This is a genomic window from Corynebacterium sp. HMSC034E11, assembly GCF_001835905.1.
Classification (GTDB): Bacteria; Actinomycetota; Actinomycetes; order Mycobacteriales; family Mycobacteriaceae; genus Corynebacterium; species Corynebacterium coyleae.
Genome location: NZ_KV826393.1, coordinates 52,022 through 72,504, shown reverse-complemented (window position 1 = coordinate 72,504; position 20,483 = coordinate 52,022). Strand labels below are relative to the sequence as shown.

Here is a 20,483-nt window from a genome sequence, read left to right as displayed (position 1 = left end):
GGTTTACGCTCCAGGCAGGGTGTCGGCGGCGGTCGGGTAGGACGGTTGTGCCCCGGGGCGGGTGACGGAGAACGCGCCGACGCGGCACGCATAGGTGGAGGCCTCGACGAGCGTGTCGCCCTCGATGATGCGGGCACAGAACGCGCCTGCGAAGGAGTCGCCGGCGCCGACGGTGTCTACGGCCTCGACTTGTGGGGAGGGGATGTGGGTCAGCGCGTCGCCTTCAACCACGAGCGCACCTGCTGCACCGAGGGTGAGCACGACGGAGGCGAAGCCTGCGTCCTTCAGGCGGCGTGCGAGGTCCTCGGGGGTGCCGGTGGAGTCGTAGCCAAGCTGGTCGAGGATCAGGCCTGCTTCGTGTTCGTTGGCCATGAGCGGGTCTGCGGCGAGCAGGGCTTCGCGCGGTACGTCGACGACGGGGGCAAGGTTGATCACCACGCGACCCTTCGCCAGTTCGACGGCGCGGGCGAAGCCGTCGGCCGGGATTTCACCCTGCAGCAGGACAACTTCGGCGGCTTCGACGGGTGCGGCGTGGCGGGAGACGAAGTCGGCGTTCACCAGTGCGTTGGCGCCGGGAACGACCTGGACGGTGTTTTCGCCGTTGGCGGCGACGGTGATCACGGCAAGGCCGGTGACCTCAGTGACTTCTTCGACGTGGGTGAGGTCGACGCCCGCCTCGCGCAGCAGTGCAGTTGCCGGGATGGCGTTCGAGTCGGTGCCTACCGCGCCGACCAGTGCGACGGGGGCGCCGAGGCGTGCGGCGGCGCAGGCTTGGTTCGCGCCCTTGCCGCCGGCGGTGATGCCTCCGCCGGAGCCGAGTAGCGTTTCGCCTGGGGTGGGGTGTCGGTCAACATTGACGGTGAGGTCGGCGTTGATGGATCCGACCACGCAGATTTTTGCGGCACTCATGGGTGCCTATAGTACGGCGGCGAGCAGTTCTCGGGTGTAGGGGTGCTGTGGGTTGGCCCAGATCTCCTCGGTTGGCCCCTGCTCGACGATGCGCCCGGACTGCATGACGGCAACGGTGGGGCACAGTTCACGCGCGACGTTTAAGTCATGGGTGACGAAGATGAGGGTGTGGTTGCCTACGGTGTCGCGAAGCAGGTCGAGCACTTGGTTTTGGATGGTGGCGTCGAGGGCGGACACGGGTTCGTCGGCAAGCAAAATGTTCGGGCGAGGGGCTGCGGCGCGCGCAATAGAGATGCGTTGGCGCTGCCCGCCGGAGAATTGCGCGGGCTTGCGGTGGCCGGCGCCGGCAAGGCCGACGCGCTTGAGCATTTCGTCGGAGCGTTGCTTATCGACGCCTACCTCACGAATCGACGCCCCAACCTCCATACGTGGGTCAAGGGAGGAGTACGGGTCCTGGAACACCATCTGCACGTCCCCTGCGACCGTCACGGTGCCGGAGGTGGCCTGGCGCAGCCCCGCAATCAGGTGGAGCAGCGACGTCTTGCCGGAGCCTGAGCCGCCCACGATGGCCAGGCGCTCGCCCTCGCGGACGGTGAGGGTGACGTTGTCCACCGCCATGGTGGCGCCGCGCTGCAGCGAGACACCATCCAGTTCGACGACCGGCTCGCCGAGCGTGACAGGGGCAGCGGGCGCGCCGGGCTCGGCTGCGGCGGCGAGTGCTTTGGCGTAGTCGGAGTCGCCAGCGACGATGCGCCCGTCCTTAAACACCAGCACCCGGTCGGTCATGCGGCGCACCACGGCCAGGTCGTGGGAGATGAACAGCAGGCCCATGCCGCGCTCGCGGACAAGCCGGTCGAGCAGGTCGAGGATGTCGGACTGGACGATGGCGTCGAGGGCGGTGGTGGGCTCGTCGCAAATGAGCACGTCCGGGTCCTGGGAAAGGGCGAGCGCGATGAGCACGCGCTGGCGCTGGCCGCCGGAAAGTTCGTGCGGGTAGGCGTCGGGGCGGTCCACGCCGACGTCTTGGAGCAGGTCGCGTGAGACGATCCGGCCGATCTTCTTCAGCGGGTCGAGTGCGGTCATGGGTTCTTGGAACACCATGGCGACGTTTTTGCCGCGCACCCGGCGGCGCACGCGGTCGCGGGTGCCCACCATCTCGGTGCCGTTGACGGTGATGGATCCGGTCGCGGGCAGGTCACTCAGCCCCATGATGCTTAAGGCGGTGACGGACTTGCCGGAGCCGGATTCGCCGATGATGCCCACGCGTTCGCCGGGGGCGATGTGGAAGGTGATGTCGTGGAGGATGCCGTCGATGCTGAAGTGCTTAACGTCGATCATCGGTGCCTCCGAGCAGGTTAAATCCCAGCACGGTCACCGCGATGGCCAGGCCCGGCCACAGTGCGAGGTGCGGGGAGGTGGCCAAGAACGGCTGCGAGGCCTGCAGCATGCGGCCCCACGACGCGTACGGGGCGGGGGAGCCGAGACCGAGGAAGGACAGGCCAGCCTCGGCGAGAATGGCAAGGGCCACGGCGACGGAGACCTGTGTGAGCACGATCGGCCAGATATTCGGCAGGACGTGGCGCCACGCGATTGCAGGCCCGGACACCTTGGCAATGCGTGCGGCCAGGATGTAGTCGTTTTGCATCACCTGCAGCGTGCCGGCGCGAGCGACGCGGACGAATCCCGGGATGCCGGCGATGCCGATGGCTAGCACGACGATCCAGATCGACGCACCGAACACGGCGGTGAACACGATGGCCAACAGCAGTGCGGGGAAGGCGAGCAGAAGGTCGGCGCCGGCCATGACGAATCGGGCCGCACCGCGGCGCATGCCGGCCCAGATGCCCAGCGGCACGCCGACCAACGCGGAAAGCCCAACCGCGCCGATAGCCACGGTCAGGGTCAGGCGCGCGCCGTCCATGACGCGCGAGGTGATGTCGCGGCCGAACTGGTCGGTGCCCATCCAGTGCGCTGCCGAAGTGTCCTGGAGTCGGTTCTGAACGTCGGCCTGTAGCGGGTCGAACGGCGTCCACACCAGCGACAGCAGCGCAACTGCCGCGACGGCCAGTACGATCAGCCCGCCGATTTTGCGTTGTGTTGTCATGCTTGCCTCCGAATCCGCGGGTCGACCACCGTGTACGTCAGATCCACAATGAGGTTGACCACCAGCGTGAAGGCCACGACCAGCATCATCACGGTTTGGACGGTGGTGAGGTCGCGGTTGCCTACGGCGTCGAGAAGCATTGTGCCCAACCCCGGGATCGTGAACACGCGCTCGATGACCACCGCGCCAACGACCAGCGACGCCAGCTGCACGCCAACGACCGTGATCACCGGCAGTGCCGCGTTGCGCAGGGCAGAGGAGTAGAGCACTGCGCGTATCGACGACCCCTGCGACCGTCCCGTACGCACATAATCCTTGCCCAACTCTTCACGCACCGACGCCGCAATGTAGCGGGTCAGAATCGACGCCTGCACAAGTGAAAGCGCCGCCACCGGCAGCACCACGTGCGCAGGCGTGCCCCACCCGTTGGCGGGCAGCCAGCCTAAGCGTACGGAGAACAACGCCACCAGCGCGATACCGACCAAAAACGACGGGACGATGATGCCCACCTGCGACAGGCCACTGACCAGCGCAGGTCCCGCGGAACGGCGCCGACCCGCGATGTACACACCGGCGGGTACCGCGACGAGCAGCGACACCGTCATCGCAAGCACCGTAAGCGTCAGCGACACCCCGGCGCGTTCAATGACGGATTCGGTGATCTCCTTGCCCGAGGACAACGACACACCAAAGTCGCCGGTGATCAGCCCTGAAATCCAGTCGAAGTACTGCGCTGGCAACGGGCGGTCGAGCCCGAGGCGGGTGTTGAGCTCTGCGATGTCTGCCTCGGTTGCCGCCACGCCGAGCGCGATGCGTGCCGGGTCGCCGGGTACTGCGCGCAGCAGCGTGAAGATGATCAGGCTGGCGGCGACGAGCAGCAGCACAAAGCGCAGCAGGTGTTTGCTGATGGTGCGGATCATTTCTTCACCTCGTTCAGCCGTAGCGAGTCAGTGACCACGTTGGGGTTCAGCCCACTCACGCCTGGGGCGTAGAGCACGATATTGGGCGCGTTGACCAGGGTCAGCGATGCCGCGTCGGCCATGACTTGGTCGATGGCGGCTTTGATGTCGCCGTCCGCGAAGTGCTGCTGGGCCTCGGGCGAGTCGTAGCCCAGGTAGTAATCCGGGTTGCCGAACAGTTGGGCGGCGTCGCGTGGCTCCACGTGGGCGATGAGTGAGGACTGGTAGTCGTGGCCCTTGTGCACTTGGCTGAGCCATACGGCGGGAAACTCGACGGTTTCCAGGTTGATCTTGAATCCGACGTCGCGCAGTTGCGAGAAGATCAGCTCGGATGCGGTTTGTGCGTAGGGGAGGTTGGGCACTGTGATGGTGACCTCCGGGGTGCGTCCGGCGAGCAGTTCGCGGGCCTTGTCGGGGTCGAAGGGGTAGTAGTTGTGCCCGGTGAACCACGGGTCGGTCGGCGGGACGGGGGCGCCGCCGGTGTCGGTGGCCAGACCGTTGTAGACCACCTCGTTGATCGCGTCGCGGTCGATTGCGTACGCCACGGCACGGCGGATGTCCGGATCGTCGAATGGGGCGCGCTGGTTGTTCATACTCAGCAGCACTTCGCCGTTGGTGGTGCCCACTTCCACCCGGATGTCCTCGGGTAGCGTCTCTATCAACTGCGGCGCCTGCATCGCCCACACCACGTCGGCGTCACCGACGCGTAGCGCGTTGACGGCAGAGACCGGGTCGTCGAAGTAGCGCATCACGGCGTCGCGCTCGACGGGGCCATCCCAGTAGTCCTCGCGGGCGTCGAAGACGATCTTCTCGCCGATATCGAAGCGCTGCACTGTGTAAGGGCCGGTTCCCAGCGGGTCGGTGGCCAGCCGCTCGATGCTCGCTGGGGTCATCATCGCGCCGGTCAGCGTTGCCATGGACCACAGCCACGCATCCGCGTCACCCTCGACGGTGACGGCCAAGGTGTGCTCGTCGAGCACGTGCGTATCGACGACCGGAGCCATCTGGGCCTTCAATCCATTCGTCCACTCGTTTTGCACGTAATCGATGGAGAACGCGGCATCCTCGGCGGTAAACGCTTTGCCGTCGGAGAATGTCACGTCGTCGCGCAGGTGGAACGTGAATGTGTCGCCGTCGCGGTCCCATGAGGAGGCGAGGTGGGGGATGGGCTGGCCGTTGTCGTCGATACGCACCAGCGTCTCGTACACATTGCCCACGAGCGCTTGGGGTGCGGCGGCACCGCCAGTTGTTGTGAAATCGAGACCGGCAGGGGCTGCGGAAGCCGCAACCACCACCTCATCGCGGGCCTCGGAATTGGTGCAAGCAGCCAACGTAAGTGACAGGGAGACGGTGGCTGCGACCAGCGTCCTTGAAAGCATGCTGTGAGATTAGTGGATGTCGGAGTCCACCTGGAACCACAGGGGGGACGAGTGCCCCCGAACATTGTTCAATCCGAAGGACACCTTGTCCGCGCGGAAGATGTGCACGGCGTATTCGAGCACGTCACCGTTGTGCGTTAGGGCCTTCAGCGCAACCACAACAACCGGGTCGTCTTCTTCGATGCCGAGCTGCTGGGCCAGCTTCGCGTCGGCGCGCTCCACCGTGAAGGAACGCGACAGGTTGTTAAAGTCCGCGCCCGCGCGAATGAGCTCGCGGTGGATGGAATCCTCGGAGGTATCCACCGTCTCAATCACATCAGTCAGCGACGCGTCGAAGTACATCACTTCGGCCACGAGCGGCTCGTCGTCGGCGCTGCGCACCCGGTCGAGCACGTAGACGTCTGTGCCAGGAGTGATGCGCATCTTCTCGGCGACGGTCTCGTCGGCCTGGATGATGCCGCGGCGGTTGACCACCTCGCCCGGGTTCTTGCCCATCCGGTACAGCCACGAGGTGGTGGACAGGATCTCCTCGAACGTCTCGGTGCGGGTATTGGACAGCACCAGGGAGCGACGCCCGCGGCCCGAGGAGAGCAGGCCCTCCGCGCGCAGCGTCGCTACCGCCTGGCGTACCGGTCCGCGGGAGGTGTTGAACTGCTCACACAACTCGACCTCGCTTGGCAACGATTCGCCTGCAGGGATGTGGCCTGCGAAAATCTCGTCGCGAAGGTAGTCAGCGATCTCCTCGTGCTGCTGTGGGCGACGGAGTGGACCGGTGGGCAATTGAGCCATGAGGGTCAGTTCTTTCGTGGTCGAAGCGGATTTGTATAGCCAAATCCTAGACCACTGTTCACCAGAATTTTACTTTCCCCAGGAACCGGCAAGAATTTCCATAGTCCGCAGGGTTGCGTCGTGGCTGCCGGACTGCAGCGAAATCATCAACTCGTCCGCATTGGCCAGTTTTTGGAACGCCTCGAGGTATTCCGCAACCTGCTCGCCGGTGCCCTTCGCCGTGTAGCGCAGCATGTCCGTGATCTGGCGGCCCTGGTGGGAATTGACCACGGCGTCAAGTTGGTCGTCCGAAAGCATCGTTCCGCGCCGCCCCATGAACGCGCGCACCCGGTTGCGGTGCACGATACGGGTTTCCTCCACGGCCTCCTGCTCGGAATCGGCAGCCGTGACGTTGACCGCGGCGATGCAGTACGGCTCGGGGTGGCGCTCCGAAGGCTGGTAGTTCTCCTTGTAATAGGTGGTGGCCTGCTCCAAGTGCTGCGGCGCGAAGTGAGAGGCGAACGCGTACGGCAGGCCCAGCTTCGCGGCCAGGGATGCGCCGAACATGGACGAACCCAGAATGATCAGCGGTACGTTCGTGTTAAACCCGGGCATCGCGGTCACGCCTGGCAGTGGGGACTCGTTGGACAGCCACGCCTGCAGCTCGAGAACGTCTTCGGGGAAGCGTTCGGCGGCGGCAGGGTCTCGTCGCAAAGCGCGGCCCAACGTCTGCTGATCAGTACCGGGCGCGCGCCCCAAACCAAGGTCGATGCGGCCGGGGTAGAGCTCCTCGAGCATGCCGAACTGCTCCGCAATCACGTACGGGGAGTGGTTTGGCAGCATCACACCGCCCGAACCGAGGCGGATGCGCTCGGTCTTTGCGCCGATGTGGCTAATGAGCACCGCGGGTGAGGACGACACAATGCTCGACATGTTGTGGTGCTCCGCGTACCAAATCCGGTCGTAGCCCAACCCTTCCGCCTTTTGGGCGAAAGTAACGGAGCGTTTCATCGCCTCGCCGACGGACTCGTCGGGGTAGCGGGTGCAAAAATCGATCAGAGAAAGTGGCGTACGCATAAGGCCCCACCGTACGCGTTTTGCGAACAATGGGGCCTCGCAGGAGAGCCAGGTGCGACTACGACTGCAGCACCGGTGCAGCGTCACCTTCGGCGGAGAGGTCTTCGCCTTCGATGGACTCCATGGTGCCCGGGATCATCGCAGGCTTCGGCTTGGCCAGGTCCACGATCAAACCGATGATGAAGGCCACAACAACCGGAACAACCCAGCCGAGGCCCTCAGCGGCCAACGGGGCCCACTGCACAATCGGGCGCAGTGCATCGGCTGCCCAGTCCAAGGAGATGAAGGTCTCGATCGCGGACCACACCACGGCGACCCACAGCGGGACGAAGAACGCCCAGCTAAAGCGGGTACGTGCACGGAAGGCCGGCTCGATGAGCGTCAGTGCGATCAAGGTGATGGCTGGCGGGTACAGGAAGCCGATCACCGGAGCGGCAATCGCCATCACGAAGTCCAAGCCCTGCGTTGCCATGATCATGGAAGCCACAGCGAAGATGACGGCCCACACGTGGTAGGAACCCGGGAACTGCTCCGAGAAGTACTCGGCGGTTGCGGTGATCAGGCCGACAGCGGTGGTCAGGCAGGCAAGCAGCACGATGGCGGAGAAGACCGCCTGGCCGGCACCACCCATGGTCAGGTTGGAGGCTTCGGCGAGCAGGCCCGCACCGTTGTCAAAGTTGGATGCGCCCGGCATGACGCGACCGACTACGCCAAGACCGACGTAGACCAGAGCCAGCATGATGCCTGCGCCGACGCCGGCTGCGATGGTGCCGCTGACCAGCGGGGTGCCTTCCTTGAAGCCGTGGCCGCGCAGGGTGGAGATCACCACGATGGAAAACGCCAGCGCCGCAATGGAGTCCATGGTCAGGTAGCCCTCGAGCAGGCCGGAGGTCAGCGGGCCGTTGTCGTACGGCTCCTGCGGGGTGACCGGCTCGGCAGTCCAGCGGAATGCCGCCACGGAGATCATGATCACCAGCAAGATGACCAGCGCTGGGGTGAGGAACTTGCCCAGCTTCTCCATGATGGTGCTCGGGTTCCAGGACAGCGCCAGGGCGATGCCGAAGAACACGATGTTGAAGATGCCAGAAGCGAACAGCGAATCGAAGCCGAACAGCGGGGTGATCGCGGTTTCAAACGAGACGGCGCCGGTACGCGGCAGTGCGTAGAACGCGCCGATGGACAGGTACGCCAGAACCGGGAAGACCACGCCGAAGGCGGTGCCGGCACGCTGTGCGAGGTCGCGCAGGTTCGAGCCGGACAGGGCAATCGCGATGACGGCGAGCACCGGCAGCAGCGATGCGGTGACCAGGAAGCCGATGAGTGCCGGCCAGAAGTTGTCACCGGCCTGGACGGCCAGCATCGGCGGGAAGATGAGGTTTCCCGCACCAAAGAACATTGAGAACAGGGCAAGCGCCGTCACGATGATTGCGCTGGTGGAGCGCCCATTCGTTGACTGGCCATCTGCCTGCGAAATCGCTGTGGAACCCATTGGGAGAACCTCTCTAGCTAGTGTGCAGTTGTCTTAGCATAAACCACACGCCCGCCAGATGGGAACTAAGTTCCAATAGATGGGACGCTAGATGGTGTTGATTGCGTCCCCGATCCGCTTCACCGCCTCCTGGAGAATCTCCGGGGAAGTAGCAAAGTTCATCCTCGCACGGTGCTCTCCGCCAGGGCCGAAGTCCACGCCCTCATTCATCGCAACTTTTGCGTGACGACGAAGCCACGCCGCCGGTTTTTCATCCACAAGCTTGGTCTTTGCAAAGTCCAAGAACATCAAATAGGTCGCCTGCGGCACCTCCATCGCAATGCCCGGGACGGCCTTCGGCAGGTTTTCCACCAGCCAGTCGCGGTTGGCCCGCAGCTGCTCTACCTCGTCGTCAAGGAACTCACGACCATGCGTGTAGCAAGCCTCTGCTGCCACGATGCCGAGGGTGCCCACACCATCCTTGGCTACCCCCGACATCGCGTTCCACGTACGAACGTCCTCGTCATTGGTAAAGATCATCTGCGCGCACTTCAGGCCAGCTACGTTCCACGCCTTCGACGTTGCCGTCACCGTGATACACACGTCCGGGTTGTTCGCCGCGGCGCAGACGTGGGCGCCGTCGAACACCAGGGGCGCGTGGATCTCGTCGACAATGACCCGCGCGCCGTGCTTGCGGGCGACCTCGCAGACGGCATCCAACTCATCAGCGGTAAAGATGTAGCCGCCCGGGTTGAACGGGTTGGTCACGATGATGCTGCCCGCGCCGCCCGCAAACGCTGCGTCCACCTCATCCAGGTCGAGCCCGCCCGCGCTGGAGACATCCACGCGCTTGCGGCCCGCAACCTGGGCAACTTCCAGGAACGGGAAGTACGCCGGCACCGGCACGATCACATCACCCTCGGTGAAGTACTTGATCGCCAGCATCACACCGCGCACCACATCCGCAACCGGGAAGATCTTATCCGCGTCCGGGCGCCAGCCGTAGCGGTGCTCGTAGAACCCAGCCACCGCTTCACCCAAATGGTGCGCGTGCGGCGCCGGGGTGTAGCCGAACATCTCGCGCTCCACCGCATCCGCAATCGCTTCCTTTACCGCCGGGGCGGTGGGGAAGTCGCTTTCCGCGATGAACAACGGCAGCACGTCAGCGTCGAACTGCGTCCACTTGCGCGTGCCGCGGGCTTGCAGGGTTTCAAGGCTGGGAAATTGCATGCGCCCTACGGTAGTGGGATTTTTTCCTTTGCGGACCCTTTTATGCCGTAGCGCGTGGTGCTACGGTCAGTACATGACGGAGACAATCAGCCAGCGAGAGCTGCGCAATGAAAGCGGGCGTATCATGCGAGCGCTTGATGAGGGGGAGACATTTGTGATTACGAGCAACTCGCAACCGGTCGGTGAATTGCGACCATTACGAAAGTCACGATTCGCTCGAAAAGAAGACTTGTTAGCAACGGTCAAGCGGCTTCCGAAAGTTAAGTTTGAAGAGTTCCGGGCCGATATTGACGAGTATGTAGACCAACGAATTGATCCGCGTGACTAGCAGAGGCTTGTTGGATACATCAGTGCTCCTCGATCTCGATGAAATAGATCCAAATCTACTGCCAGAGCAGTGGACAATCTCGTCTATCGCTTTCGCTGAGCTGGCTGTCGGCCCTGTTGCAGCGCAGGATCCTTTGGAGCGTGCCCGCCGATCAAATCAGGCCCGTGCAATCGCTGAACTAGTTGAGTGTATTCCGTTCGACGATCGTGCAGCACAAGCCTATGCCCTTGTATATGGGGCAGTGATCCGTGCCGGGCGAAAGCCACGAGGCCGCGCGTTTGATCTTTTGATCGCTAGCACTGCCTTGGCGGAAGGACTTGATCTGTACACGAGGAACCCGCAGGACTTTAGAGGTCTTGAGGAACTTTTAAACGTGATTTCGGTTTAGTCCGCTGTACCCGCGCTGGTGCCGTGGTCTTCTTCGTCGTACTCGTCGTCTTCGGCGCCGTCGGCGGCGAAACCGAACGCCTTCAACCGCTTCCTATCTGCAGCAGAAGAGGATGCCGTCAGGCGCAACAGCTCTGAATAAATACCGCCAGAGACAGCCAGATCTGCCGGCGAGCCGATCTCGTCGATACGTCCGTCGCGCAGGGTGATGATGGTGTCCACGCCGGCGATCGTCGATAAGCGGTGCGCGATCATGATCGTGGTGCGGTTGCGCATGAGCTCATCCAGGCCGGCTTGGACGGCGCGCTCGGCTTTGGTGTCCAGGGCGGAGGTGGCCTCGTCGAGAATCAACAGCGGAGCGTCCTTGAGCATCGCGCGCGCCACCGCCACACGCTGGCGCTGACCACCAGACAGGCGCAGGCCGCGCTCGCCGATGATGGTGTCGTAACCATCGGTGAACTTCATGATGAAGTCATGCGCGTTGGCGCGCTTGGCCACGGCAACGACCTCTTCCATCGTGGCGTCCGGCTTACCGTAGGCAATGTTTTCAAACACCGAACCGGAAAACAGCGCAGCCTCCTGGAACACCACACCCGTGGTGGCGCGCAGCTTCTCCACGTCCAGGTGCGAGATCTCCTCGCCGCACACCTCAAGGCGGCCACGCGTGATGGGGTAGAGGCCAAGCAGCAGGTTCACAATCGTGGACTTGCCGCCGCCGGACTCGCCAACCAGCGCGATCTTCTCGCCCTCACGGGCGGTAAACGTCACATCGTGCAGCACGGGCTCACCCGGCATGTACTCGAAGGTGACGTTCTCAAACGCGACGACAGGTTCGCGCACCCTCAGCGGTGTCTGCTGCGTTGCGTCGAGCGCCGGCATGCCGGAGGCTTCCGTCGCGGCCACCAGCTGGCGGTTCGCGGTCGGCTCGACCGGCTCGTCCATCACCTTGAAGTAGTCGCGCGAGCCGGCGATGGCGCGCTGCGCGGAATCGACGATCCAGCTCATCATGGTCACCGGCTGGCGCGCCATGGTCACCATTTGGATGAGCATGACCATCTCGCCAACCGTGAAATGCCCGTCGAGCGTGCGCGTGAACAGGATCAGGTAAATCCCCAAAAAGATCAGGTTCATGGCCACGCCGCGCGCGGTATCCATGGAGTGCCACCAGCGCGACTGCGGCCGTGTGATGTCCACCGTGTTGGTGTAGTGGCGGCCGAACTTTTCTAACTCGCGCACCTCGGCACCGTAGGACTTGGTCACCTTCACCTGGCCGACGACCTCGGCGAAACGCCCGTTGCCCTCGTCGATATTGGCGTTTTTCTCCTGCTCGAAAACCTGCCAGCGTTTCGACGTCAACGCCGTCAGCCACGTATACAGCGGGAACAGCAGCGCCAGCAGCACTGTCAGCGGCCAGTAGTAGTAGGCCGTGATGCCCAAAATGGCCACGACCTGCAGCAGCATCGGCAGGAAATTATTGGTAAAGGATTGGATGAACTGCGTGACGTTCGCAATCGAGCGGTCCAGCCGCGCGATGATCGTGCCGGTGACCTGGTTGTCGTAGTAACGCTGCGGTAGTGCGAGCAACTTGGCAAAGTAGCGCGTAGACAGAATCTGGCGGATGCGCGCCACCATCACATCGCCCAGGTATCCGGACACGTTGTGCAGCATGGAAGCGGACGCCTCTGCGACAAACAGCGCGATGGCGAGCCAGACGACGGTGCGGGTTGCGTCGGGCACGGGCTCGTCGCCAAGCGCCGCAATGATCGTGTCGGTTGCCTCCCGAATGAGGAACGGGGAGATAAGCCCAAGCCCCGCGACTATCGACGACACCACCACAACCGCGATATAAAACGGCCACAACGCGGAAGCACTGCGAACGACGCGCATCAAAGACTGCATAATTTCCACAGGGTACCTGCGCGGTATTGTGTGCAGCGAAGCACTAGTTACGCGACAGAAAACGAGGCGCACATGTCCATCCGCACGAGCACCCGGCTTGCCGCCGTCATCCTGGCCACGACCATGCCGCTGGCAGCTTGCGTGGACCAACAAGAAGACCCGATTGGCGACGAAACCAGCCAGAACCTCGAAGAATCCGTCGAATCGAAGGTCAACGACAAGCCCACCTTCAACGTTGAGGAAACCGACCCGAAGGTCACCGACGAGGTCACCGGCAAGTCCGTCAAGGATCCGGCGATGGAGTTGTCGTACAAGTGGCAGGGGACGTCGTCGACAGGCGTGGGCACCGTGGTCGTTATTGCGGTGACCAACACGTCCGACGCGCCACTGCCTGTCGACGCGCTGACACCGGAACTGCGCTACAACACCGACGGCTCCTCCTACACCGACGCCTCCTACATCTCCAATGCGGAGAAGGCCCAGGTAGATGTCGTCGGCATCGACATGCCGCTCGGCCCGGGTGCCACCACGAACGCGAAGTTCCCCTTCGAGGTCGCGCAGGGCAACCTGTGGGACGCCGAGTTCACTGTTGGCAACGTCACATTCAAGGGCAATTTGAGCTATTAGACTGTCGCGCATGACAAATCCTTTGCTTGCGCCATCGACGTTGCCCTACAACCTGCCGGACTTCGCCGCAATCCGGCTTGAGCACGTGGAACCCGCCTTTGAACAGGCGTTGGTCAACCACGCGCAGGAAATCGCGGACATCACCACCCAAGACACCCCAACCTGGGAGAACACCGTCGAGGCCTTCGAGCTCGCCGGTGCGGACCTGGACCGTGTCATGGCGTGGTTCTTCAACCTGCAGGGCACCGATTCCACCGACGAGTTCGACGCCGTCGCCGACCGGATAGTGCCGAAGTTGTCCGCGCACGTGGACTCGATCTACCAAAACAGCGAGCTCTACTCCCGCATCCAGCAGGTCACGACGCCGGAGGATGAGGAATCGCAGCGGCTTCACGACGAACTCAAGCGCCGGTTCGCACGCCGCGGCGCCGATTTGGACGCGGCCGGCAAGACGCGCCTGCAGGAGATCAACCAGCGCCTGTCGGAACTCTCCGAACTTTTCGGCCGCAACCTGCTGGCGGATACGAAGAAACTCGCCGTGGAACTGACCCGCGAGGAACTCGACGGCCTGTCCGAGGCACAGATCGAGGCCTACCAGGACGGCGAGCGCTTCGTCGTGCCGATCGAACTGCCGACCACCCAGTCCCTGCAGGCCGAACTCGAAAACTCGGGCGCGCGCCACAAGCTTTTCGACGCCTCCCGCGCCCGCGGCCGCGACACCAACGCCGACATCGTCGCCGAGTCGGTGAAGCTGCGCCTCGAGCGCGCGAAGCTGCTCGGCTTCGATTCGCACGCCGACTACGTCATCGCCGAGGAGACCGCAGGCAACGCGGCCGCCGCCCGCCAACTGATCGCGGACCTGGCGCCTGCCGCCGCTGCGAACGCCGAGGCGGAGCGCAAGCTCGCCTCCGAACTCGCCGGTGAAGACCTCGACGGCGCGGACTGGCCCTACTGGCAGGCGAAGCGTCGCGAGCAGGAACTGGGCATCGACGAGGCGGAGATCCGCAAGTATTTCCCGCTCGAGCAGGTGCTTACCGACGGCGTGTTCTACGCCGCCAACCTCCTTTACGGCATCACGGTGGAAAAGCGCGAGGACCTCAACGGTTACCGCGACGACGTGGACGTCTGGGAGGTGAAGGAAGAAGACGGCACTGGCATTGGGTTGTTGCTGACGGACTACAACGCGCGTTCGTCGAAACGCGGCGGCGCCTGGATGAGCTCCTTTGTGGACCAGTCGCACCTGGCGGGCACGAAGCCGGTGGTGGTCAACGTCATGTCGATCACCTCGAACCTGCTCACTATCGACGAAGTGACCACCCTGTTCCACGAGTTCGGCCATGCTCTGCACGGCCTGCTGTCGGACGTGCGCTACCCGTCGAACTCCGGCACCAACGTGCCGCGCGACTGGGTGGAGTTCCCCTCCCAAATCAACGAGAACTACGCGTTCGCCCCGGAGATCGCCCGCAACTACGCGCGCCACGTGGACACCGGCGAGGTCATTTCCGACGAGCAACTCGCCGCACTGAAGGCCTCGCGTCAGTTCGGCCAGGGCTTCCTCACCGCCGAGTACCTCGCGGCCAGCGCGATCGACCTGGCGTGGCACTCGATCACCGAGGACACCCCGTCCGACATCCAAACCTTCGAGGAAGAAGCCCTGCGCGAGGTCGGTCTGGACATCGACGGGCTCGAGCCGCGCTACCGCTCCACCTGGTTCAACCACATCTTCGCCGGCGGCTACTCGGCGGGCTACTACTCCTACCTGTGGGCAGAAGCACTTGATGCCGACGGCTACCAGTTGGTCGAACAGGAAGGCATCAACCGCGACACCGGCGCGAAGTTCCGCGAGACCATCCTGTCCAAGGGGTCCTCGCGCGACTACGCCGAGGCCTACCGTGCGTTCCGTGGCCGCGACAAGGACACGCGTCCGTTGCTGGAGCGTCGCGGCCTGGCGGGCTCCGACGTATCGGCATAGCCGGTTAACGGCCTGCGCTACGCTGGCGGCATGTCCCGCGGAAGTGTGAAGCATTGGTGCGCGGCTGCGGTGGTTGCCACGACGCTTGCGGCGTCGGTGGTTCCTGCAGTCGCGCCTGCTTCGCCTGCGTTGAATGCGGCGCAGGGTGGGCGGATTTTCGTCGATAATTTAGGCTCGGACCGCCTCACTGCCTGCACGCTTGGTTTCAACGACGTCGAGCACCGTCGTAGTTACACCGCCGCCCACTGCGTGGTACAAAACGAGCAGTACTTCCCCCAGGGTGCGCTGGTCTACCTTGCAGATAGCGCCGGCAAACAAATCGACGAGCCCGCAGGGTTGATCTTCCCCGCGCGGGCGTATTCGCCGAAGACGTCCGCCAACGACTGGGCGGTGATCTACTGGTTCGAAGACGTTCGTGTTGGCGGCAACCCGTATGGCGGGACGGTTATACCGGTGGAAAAGATCAGCAGCACCGACACGATCTGCTTCCGCGGGTACTCCACCCATGGGCGCTCGGATGCCTCGACGTGCGGCAAGTTCGTCGGCACGGTTGAAAACACCACGTACTTCGACGCGCCGAAGATGCCGGTGCCAGGTGACTCCGGTGGGCCGGTGTACATCCCGGGCCGCGGCCTGGTGGGGGTGATCTCGGGCGCGAACTATGTCGCGGGCGAGGATAACCATCAGTTGATTGGGTTCCAGCGCGCCAGTTCGCTCGACAGTGGCCCGGTGTACGGGGAGGAGCAGGTCGACGACTTTTTGGAGTACCAGTATTCGCTGCGCTACTCCACGACGATCACCAACCCGCCGGGTGGCACGATCACGTTGACGCCGACCTTGGTGCCGCGAAGGACGCCTGCGCAGGCGACGTTTGAGTCTGGTGCCGCGACGCCGACGAGTGTGCCGACGGTGGCACCAAGGCAGAAGGCGGTGGAGCAGGCGCCGTCGGGCCCGTCGGCGTCGCAAGTTATCGGGATCATTATCGGCATTTTGGTGGTTGTTGCCGCGGTGAGCCCGATCGTGATGATGGCGTTGAAAGCGGTCTAAATGGGCTGGATAATGGGGTTGAGCCCGTGGTTGCAGGTGCCGCTGATTGTGGTGCTGGCGCTGCCGGCGTGCGCGGCGGTGTCCTATGTGCTGCTTTGGGTCGTCGACCGGCTCGGTCTAGGCTTGGGCACCATGGCCAACCCTGAAGAGCTGCGCAAGCAGGATCAACAGCTGCCCAAGCCGCAGCGTAAGTACCCGCAGTCGCGGGTGACCCAAGCAATGTGGGTGCTCATCGCTCTTGTCATTGTTGCTGCGGTGATCGGCGCGCTTTAGTTGCGTATCGACGCCTCCGCCACCGCCTTAAACAACTCCATCTCCGGTAGGTGTTCGATGAGCACGGGGGTGCCGGTGGCGTCGCAAAGCGGCATGCGCCAGTTGGTGTACTGCTCGCCGTTGGTGCCGGGCTGGTTTTGAATGCGCTCGTCGCCAACCATGTCCACCAGGTTCGTACACGTCATCGCCGATGGGGTGGAGGCGACGAAGCGAGTCAGTCCCGTGATCAGTGCCTTTTCGTCGTCGCCGGTAAGCGCACCTTCCTCCCGCGCGAGGCCAAGCACCTGGTCGATCCAGATGCGGTCGGTGGCGTTGAGGTGCTCCACGGGGTCGTCGACAAGCCCAAGCTCATGGCGCAATTCGTTGTGTGCACCCTTGAGGTAGCCAGCGGTGGGCGGCAGGTCGTGCGTGCCCACAGCCGTAAGCGCCAGGTGGCGGTACTGCTGCGAGGGGCGCGGCAGACCCGGCGGGATGGATTCGAACCACAGCACCGAGGTGCCCAAAATGCCCTTGTCGCGCAGGAAGTCCTGCACCCACGGCTCGAACGTGCCTAAGTCCTCGCCGACGACGACTGCCCCGGCGCGCTGCGCCTCCAACACGAGGGTGCCCACCATGGCCTCAAAGTCGTAGTTCATGTACACCCCGCCAGCGGGTGTGCCGGCGCGCGGCACCCAGAACAGGCGGAACAGTCCGAGCACGTGGTCGACGCGGATGCCGCCACTGTGGCGCAGCGCTGTGCGCAGCAGGTCGCGCCACGGCCCGTAGCCGGACTCGGCGAGTTGCTGCGGGTTCCACGGCGGCTGCGACCAGTCTTGGCCTTTTTGCGAGTACTGGTCCGGGGGAGCTCCCACCGACGCATCGGACACCAACACCTCGCGCAGTGTCGCCGCGTCCGCGCCGCCAGGGTGGATGCCCACCGCAAGGTCCGTCATGATGCCGATCGACATCCCGGCCGCTGTCGCGCGCTCCTGGGCGAGGCGCAGCTGCTCGTCGGCGATGAACTGCAGCCACATGTAGAACTGCACGAGGTCCTCGATGTCGTCGCCGGCGTGCCGCGAGCGATGCTCCGGGTGATGCTCCGGACGCTGCTCCGACTCGGCGGCCTGCGCAGCACACCAGGTGGCAAACTCGCGCAGGCCCTCGCCCTCGTCCAGACAGAACAGCTCAAAGTCGTGGGTGCGCGACTTATCGGCCTGCGAGGCCCAGAACAGCTCGCGCAGCGCCGCCAACTTCGCGGCGAACACACGGTCGCGATCCAGGGGCGCCGGCGAGGTATTCAAGGCCTTCAACGGCGCGGCCAATTCGGCGATCGCTGCACGAAGATCACCATCGACCAGCTCGAACTCCGGCACCTGCTCCACCGCGATGTAGAGCGGGTTAATAAACCGACGCGAAGTAGGCAGATACGGTGAGTTCTCCACGGGCGGGACCGGCTGGGCGGCGTGCACCGGGTTGATCAGCAGATAATCGGCCCCCTGCGCGGCAACCGTCTCCGCCAACAACGCCAGGTCCCCAAAATCACCCAACCCCCACGAGGACGCAGAGCGCACCGAATACAACTGCGCCATCACACCCCAGACAGGGTGCTGGACCACGGCGGAGTTCGTCGACAAGCAATCGGGCACCACGAGCAACGTGCATACCGCATCAAAATTGTCCGACTCCAAGTGCAGCTCGTGCCAGCCCGGCGGCAGATCCCCAGGCGTATGGAACGTCGCCTCGCCCCACACCACACCGTCCGAAGCCGTATGCGGCGGCGCCCAATTCTCATCCTGGTAGCAATCCCGCGAGGAACCATCCTCCAGCCGGATCCAACAATGCGCCGGGTGCCCGTCGTGCACATGCACGTTGAAATGCTGCTCGCGGCCCTGCGTCGCCACCACCGTCGGCGGCAAGGGGCGCGTGGCCCAGTGTTCGCGCCGGGCATCGAGGTGGAAGTGGAGTTCCTCGTCGGTGGGGTCGTCGTCAAGCGAAAGCCCCAACGCCCGCAACAACGCGACAAACGACGCCGGCGGCGGCGACACCATCTTCCCGTCAGTCGCGCGGTAGGAGGTGCCGAAGCCATACGACTCGGCAAGGGCGTGCAGCAGTTCCACGTTGGTCACGCTTCCGCATTCTGCCAAAACGTCGGTAATGTTGGGCACCATGCCATCGACTTCTCACACGACGGAACTTGGATTCACCCTCAACGACACGGAGACGTGCCTGAGCCGACTCATCGAAATGTGCGAGAAGCACCCGCACCTCGTGCTGTTCTCGCGGCCCCGCAACTACGAATGGGTCTCCGTGACGGCAGGGGAGTTCCTGCAAGAGGTCTACGACGTGGCCAAGGGGCTGATCGCCGCAGGTATCGAGCCCGGCGACCGCGTGGCCATCCTGTCCAGCACGCGCTACGAGTGGGCGCTGCTCGACTTCGCCATCTGGGCCGCCGGCGCCGCATCCGTGCCAATCTACCCGTCGTCCTCGATGCACCAAATCCAGTGGATCCTCGAAGACTCCGGCGCGAAAATCGCGTTCACGGAAACGCGCGACCACACGATGCTCATGAGCCCGTTCCTCCTCGGCGAGGACGGCACCCCGCGCATGGCCGACTCGACCTCGCAGTTGCAGCGCATCTACGAGTTCAACTCGGCCGCCGTGGAGCAGATCAAGTTTGAGGGCCGCGAGGTGGAGCAATCGCTTATCGACGACCGCGTTGCCGCCACCCGCCACCCCGATCTGGGCTCCATCGTGTACACCTCCGGCACCACCGGCCGCCCCAAAGGTGTGGAGATCACCCACGGCAACTGGGCGTACCAGGCGTGGGCGCTGCTGGAAAACGAGATCGGCTCCGTGTCCTTCCCTGGCCAGCGCATGGTGACGTTTTTGCCGCTGGCGCACGTGCTTGCGCGCGCGGTGGCGCTGGCGTGGACGATTTCGGGCGCTACCCAGTCGCACTGGTCGGATACTTCGACGTTGACCGTGGAGCTGCAGCGCGCACGTCCCAACCTGGTCATTGGCGTGCCGCGCGTGTTTGAAAAGGTGCGCGAGGGTGCGTACAACAAGGCCGCGGATGGCTCCGCGATTGGCAAACGTGTCTTCTTGGAGGCCGAAAAGGCCGCGATTGAGTACTCCAAGGCGCTGGATACGCCGGACGGCCCGTCGCGCGTGCAAAAGGCGAAGGTGAAGCTCTACGACAAACTGGTCTACGCCAAGATCAAGGAGGCCATGGGTGGTTCCGTCTGGTACGGCATCACCGGCGGGTCGGCGATGAGCTCGGACCTGTCGCACTTCTTCCGCGGCATGGGCGTGCCGATCTACGAAGGCTACGGGCTGACCGAAACGTGCGCTGCGGCGTGTGTGAACAACGCGCACAGCAACAAGATCGGCACCGTCGGGCGCCCTGTCAACGGCTATTCGGTGCGGATCAACGACGACGGCGAGATCGAATTTAAAGGCCCCGGCGTGTTCTCCAAGTACTGGCGCAACCCGGCCGCGACCGAGGAAGCGCTCACGGACGGCTGGTTCAACACCGGCGATCTTGGCGAGGTCGACGAAGACGGCTTCGTGTCCATCACCGGCCGCAAGAAGGACCTCATCGTCACCGCCGGCGGCAAGAACATCTCCCCGGGACCGATGGAGGAGATCATCCGCCAGCACCCGCTGATCTCTAACGCGTTGGTGGTCGGCGACGGTAAACCGTTCGTCGGCGTGCTGGTCACCCTCGACGAGGAGGAACTGAAGCGCTGGAAGGCGAACCACAACATCCCGGCGAACAAGAAGGTGTCGGATCTGGCGCAGGACCCGGCGTTGCGCGCCGAGGTGCAAGACGCGGTGAACATGGCAAACGCGACCGTCTCGCGCGCGGAGGCGATTAAGAAGTTCCGCATCCTCGACCGCGACCTGTCGGAGCAGCACGACGAGATGACGCCGACGATGAAGGTGAAGCGCAATGTGGTGTTCCAGCGCTTCCAGGAGGACATCGACAAGCTGTATCAGCGTTAACGGCGCGCCTACCCTCATCGGCTCGCGGTGTGACATAGCATCCCAATTTGTCACTTCCACAGTTCGTTTTAA

The 20,483-nt window shown here is 63.9% G+C and carries 18 protein-coding genes; 7 read left to right on the top strand and 11 right to left on the bottom strand.

The genetic code is table 11. From position 1 onward, the window contains the following. Window positions 1-3 precede the first annotated feature (3 nt). The 9 genes from HMPREF2690_RS03355 to HMPREF2690_RS03315 form a co-directional block, all read right to left on the bottom strand. Complete coding sequence (locus tag HMPREF2690_RS03355) at window positions 4-909, bottom strand: ribokinase (RefSeq protein WP_070820194.1); 906 nt, start codon at window positions 907-909, stop codon at window positions 4-6. Window positions 910-915: 6 nt separating this feature from the next. Further along, window positions 916-2,247, bottom strand: coding sequence for an ATP-binding cassette domain-containing protein (locus HMPREF2690_RS03350; RefSeq protein ID WP_070820193.1), 1,332 nt, complete (start codon window positions 2,245-2,247; stop codon window positions 916-918). After that, entirely contained in the window at window positions 2,234-3,013 is a 780-nt protein-coding gene (locus tag HMPREF2690_RS03345) for an ABC transporter permease (RefSeq protein ID WP_070820192.1), read from the bottom strand. Before HMPREF2690_RS03345 ends, HMPREF2690_RS03350 begins: the two co-directional genes overlap by 14 nt. After that, window positions 3,010-3,933 carry an ABC transporter permease gene (locus HMPREF2690_RS03340; RefSeq protein ID WP_070820191.1) on the bottom strand — a complete coding sequence of 308 codons (924 nt, stop codon included), beginning with the start codon at window positions 3,931-3,933 and terminating at the stop codon, window positions 3,010-3,012. The genes HMPREF2690_RS03345 and HMPREF2690_RS03340 overlap by 4 nt, the downstream gene beginning before the upstream one ends. Then, window positions 3,930-5,351: an ABC transporter substrate-binding protein gene (locus HMPREF2690_RS03335; RefSeq protein ID WP_070820190.1), complete on the bottom strand. Its 1,422-nt coding sequence runs from the start codon at window positions 5,349-5,351 to the stop codon at window positions 3,930-3,932. The genes HMPREF2690_RS03340 and HMPREF2690_RS03335 overlap by 4 nt, the downstream gene beginning before the upstream one ends. Before the next feature lie 9 nt (window positions 5,352-5,360). Continuing rightward, window positions 5,361-6,140 carry a GntR family transcriptional regulator gene (locus HMPREF2690_RS03330; RefSeq protein WP_070820189.1) on the bottom strand — a complete coding sequence of 260 codons (780 nt, stop codon included), beginning with the start codon at window positions 6,138-6,140 and terminating at the stop codon, window positions 5,361-5,363. A gap of 69 nt (window positions 6,141-6,209) precedes the next feature. Next, the gene (locus tag HMPREF2690_RS03325) at window positions 6,210-7,196 is read right to left on the bottom strand and encodes an LLM class flavin-dependent oxidoreductase (protein ID WP_070820188.1); all 987 of its coding nucleotides are present in this window, start codon (window positions 7,194-7,196) and stop codon (window positions 6,210-6,212) included. Window positions 7,197-7,254: 58 nt separating this feature from the next. Next, complete coding sequence (brnQ, locus tag HMPREF2690_RS03320; RefSeq protein WP_070820187.1) at window positions 7,255-8,685, bottom strand: branched-chain amino acid transport system II carrier protein; 1,431 nt, start codon at window positions 8,683-8,685, stop codon at window positions 7,255-7,257. Window positions 8,686-8,772: 87 nt separating this feature from the next. Beyond that, the gene (locus tag HMPREF2690_RS03315; RefSeq protein ID WP_070820186.1) at window positions 8,773-9,894 is read right to left on the bottom strand and encodes a MalY/PatB family protein; all 1,122 of its coding nucleotides are present in this window, start codon (window positions 9,892-9,894) and stop codon (window positions 8,773-8,775) included. Window positions 9,895-9,967: 73 nt separating this feature from the next. Between HMPREF2690_RS03315 and HMPREF2690_RS11650 the strand changes: the two genes are divergently transcribed. After that, window positions 9,968-10,222, top strand: coding sequence for a type II toxin-antitoxin system Phd/YefM family antitoxin (locus tag HMPREF2690_RS11650; RefSeq protein ID WP_070569615.1), 255 nt, complete (start codon window positions 9,968-9,970; stop codon window positions 10,220-10,222). Then, window positions 10,215-10,610: a type II toxin-antitoxin system VapC family toxin gene (locus HMPREF2690_RS03310; RefSeq protein ID WP_353935784.1), complete on the top strand. Its 396-nt coding sequence runs from the start codon at window positions 10,215-10,217 to the stop codon at window positions 10,608-10,610. The genes HMPREF2690_RS11650 and HMPREF2690_RS03310 overlap by 8 nt, the downstream gene beginning before the upstream one ends. Here the strand turns inward: HMPREF2690_RS03310 and HMPREF2690_RS03305 are convergent. Then, entirely contained in the window at window positions 10,607-12,508 is a 1,902-nt protein-coding gene (locus tag HMPREF2690_RS03305; protein ID WP_070820236.1) for an ABC transporter ATP-binding protein, read from the bottom strand. The genes HMPREF2690_RS03310 and HMPREF2690_RS03305 overlap by 4 nt on opposite strands. Before the next feature lie 72 nt (window positions 12,509-12,580). On the opposite strand from HMPREF2690_RS03305, the gene HMPREF2690_RS03300 reads away from it, so the two are divergent. From HMPREF2690_RS03300 to HMPREF2690_RS03285, 4 genes are read left to right on the top strand one after another with little or no spacing between them, the layout of a single operon-like run. Then, complete coding sequence (locus HMPREF2690_RS03300) at window positions 12,581-13,135, top strand: hypothetical protein (RefSeq protein ID WP_070820185.1); 555 nt, start codon at window positions 12,581-12,583, stop codon at window positions 13,133-13,135. 10 nt (window positions 13,136-13,145) lie between these two features. Then, window positions 13,146-15,107, top strand: a complete 1,962-nt coding sequence (locus HMPREF2690_RS03295) for a M3 family metallopeptidase (RefSeq protein WP_070820184.1) — start codon at window positions 13,146-13,148, stop codon at window positions 15,105-15,107. A gap of 30 nt (window positions 15,108-15,137) precedes the next feature. Further along, window positions 15,138-16,154 carry a trypsin-like serine protease gene (locus HMPREF2690_RS03290; RefSeq protein WP_141761191.1) on the top strand — a complete coding sequence of 339 codons (1,017 nt, stop codon included), beginning with the start codon at window positions 15,138-15,140 and terminating at the stop codon, window positions 16,152-16,154. After that, a complete protein-coding gene (locus tag HMPREF2690_RS03285) occupies window positions 16,155-16,427 on the top strand; it encodes a hypothetical protein (protein ID WP_141761190.1) in 273 nt (90 codons plus the stop codon). Here HMPREF2690_RS03285 and malQ read toward each other — a convergent pair. Then, a complete protein-coding gene (malQ, locus tag HMPREF2690_RS03280; protein WP_371326009.1) occupies window positions 16,424-18,574 on the bottom strand; it encodes a 4-alpha-glucanotransferase in 2,151 nt (716 codons plus the stop codon). The two genes, HMPREF2690_RS03285 and malQ, sit on opposite strands and share 4 nt — an antisense overlap. On the opposite strand from malQ, the gene HMPREF2690_RS03275 reads away from it, so the two are divergent. Continuing rightward, the gene (locus HMPREF2690_RS03275; RefSeq protein ID WP_083320299.1) at window positions 18,573-20,411 is read left to right on the top strand and encodes an AMP-dependent synthetase/ligase; all 1,839 of its coding nucleotides are present in this window, start codon (window positions 18,573-18,575) and stop codon (window positions 20,409-20,411) included. The two genes, malQ and HMPREF2690_RS03275, sit on opposite strands and share 2 nt — an antisense overlap. Window positions 20,412-20,483: the final 72 nt, after the last annotated feature.

Bases quoted from the DNA above. Each gene is read 5' to 3' on its own strand.
- HMPREF2690_RS03290 (WP_141761191.1), top strand. From the start codon at position 15,138: ATGTCCCGCGGAAGTGTGAAGCATTGGTGCGCGGCTGCGGTGGTTGCC.
- HMPREF2690_RS03350 (WP_070820193.1), bottom strand. From the start codon at position 2,247: ATGATCGACGTTAAGCACTTCAGCATCGACGGCATCCTCCACGACATC.
- HMPREF2690_RS03305 (WP_070820236.1), bottom strand. From the start codon at position 12,508: ATGCAGTCTTTGATGCGCGTCGTTCGCAGTGCTTCCGCGTTGTGGCCG.
- HMPREF2690_RS11650 (WP_070569615.1), top strand. From the start codon at position 9,968: ATGACGGAGACAATCAGCCAGCGAGAGCTGCGCAATGAAAGCGGGCGT.
- HMPREF2690_RS03315 (WP_070820186.1), bottom strand. From the start codon at position 9,894: ATGCAATTTCCCAGCCTTGAAACCCTGCAAGCCCGCGGCACGCGCAAG.
- malQ (WP_371326009.1), bottom strand. From the start codon at position 18,574: ATGGTGCCCAACATTACCGACGTTTTGGCAGAATGCGGAAGCGTGACC.
- HMPREF2690_RS03275 (WP_083320299.1), top strand. From the start codon at position 18,573: ATGCCATCGACTTCTCACACGACGGAACTTGGATTCACCCTCAACGAC.
- HMPREF2690_RS03300 (WP_070820185.1), top strand. From the start codon at position 12,581: ATGTCCATCCGCACGAGCACCCGGCTTGCCGCCGTCATCCTGGCCACG.
- HMPREF2690_RS03325 (WP_070820188.1), bottom strand. From the start codon at position 7,196: ATGCGTACGCCACTTTCTCTGATCGATTTTTGCACCCGCTACCCCGAC.
- HMPREF2690_RS03330 (WP_070820189.1), bottom strand. From the start codon at position 6,140: ATGGCTCAATTGCCCACCGGTCCACTCCGTCGCCCACAGCAGCACGAG.
- HMPREF2690_RS03295 (WP_070820184.1), top strand. From the start codon at position 13,146: ATGACAAATCCTTTGCTTGCGCCATCGACGTTGCCCTACAACCTGCCG.
- brnQ (WP_070820187.1), bottom strand. From the start codon at position 8,685: ATGGGTTCCACAGCGATTTCGCAGGCAGATGGCCAGTCAACGAATGGG.
- HMPREF2690_RS03340 (WP_070820191.1), bottom strand. From the start codon at position 3,933: ATGATCCGCACCATCAGCAAACACCTGCTGCGCTTTGTGCTGCTGCTC.
- HMPREF2690_RS03335 (WP_070820190.1), bottom strand. From the start codon at position 5,351: ATGCTTTCAAGGACGCTGGTCGCAGCCACCGTCTCCCTGTCACTTACG.
- HMPREF2690_RS03355 (WP_070820194.1), bottom strand. From the start codon at position 909: ATGAGTGCCGCAAAAATCTGCGTGGTCGGATCCATCAACGCCGACCTC.
- HMPREF2690_RS03345 (WP_070820192.1), bottom strand. From the start codon at position 3,013: ATGACAACACAACGCAAAATCGGCGGGCTGATCGTACTGGCCGTCGCG.
- HMPREF2690_RS03285 (WP_141761190.1), top strand. From the start codon at position 16,155: ATGGGCTGGATAATGGGGTTGAGCCCGTGGTTGCAGGTGCCGCTGATT.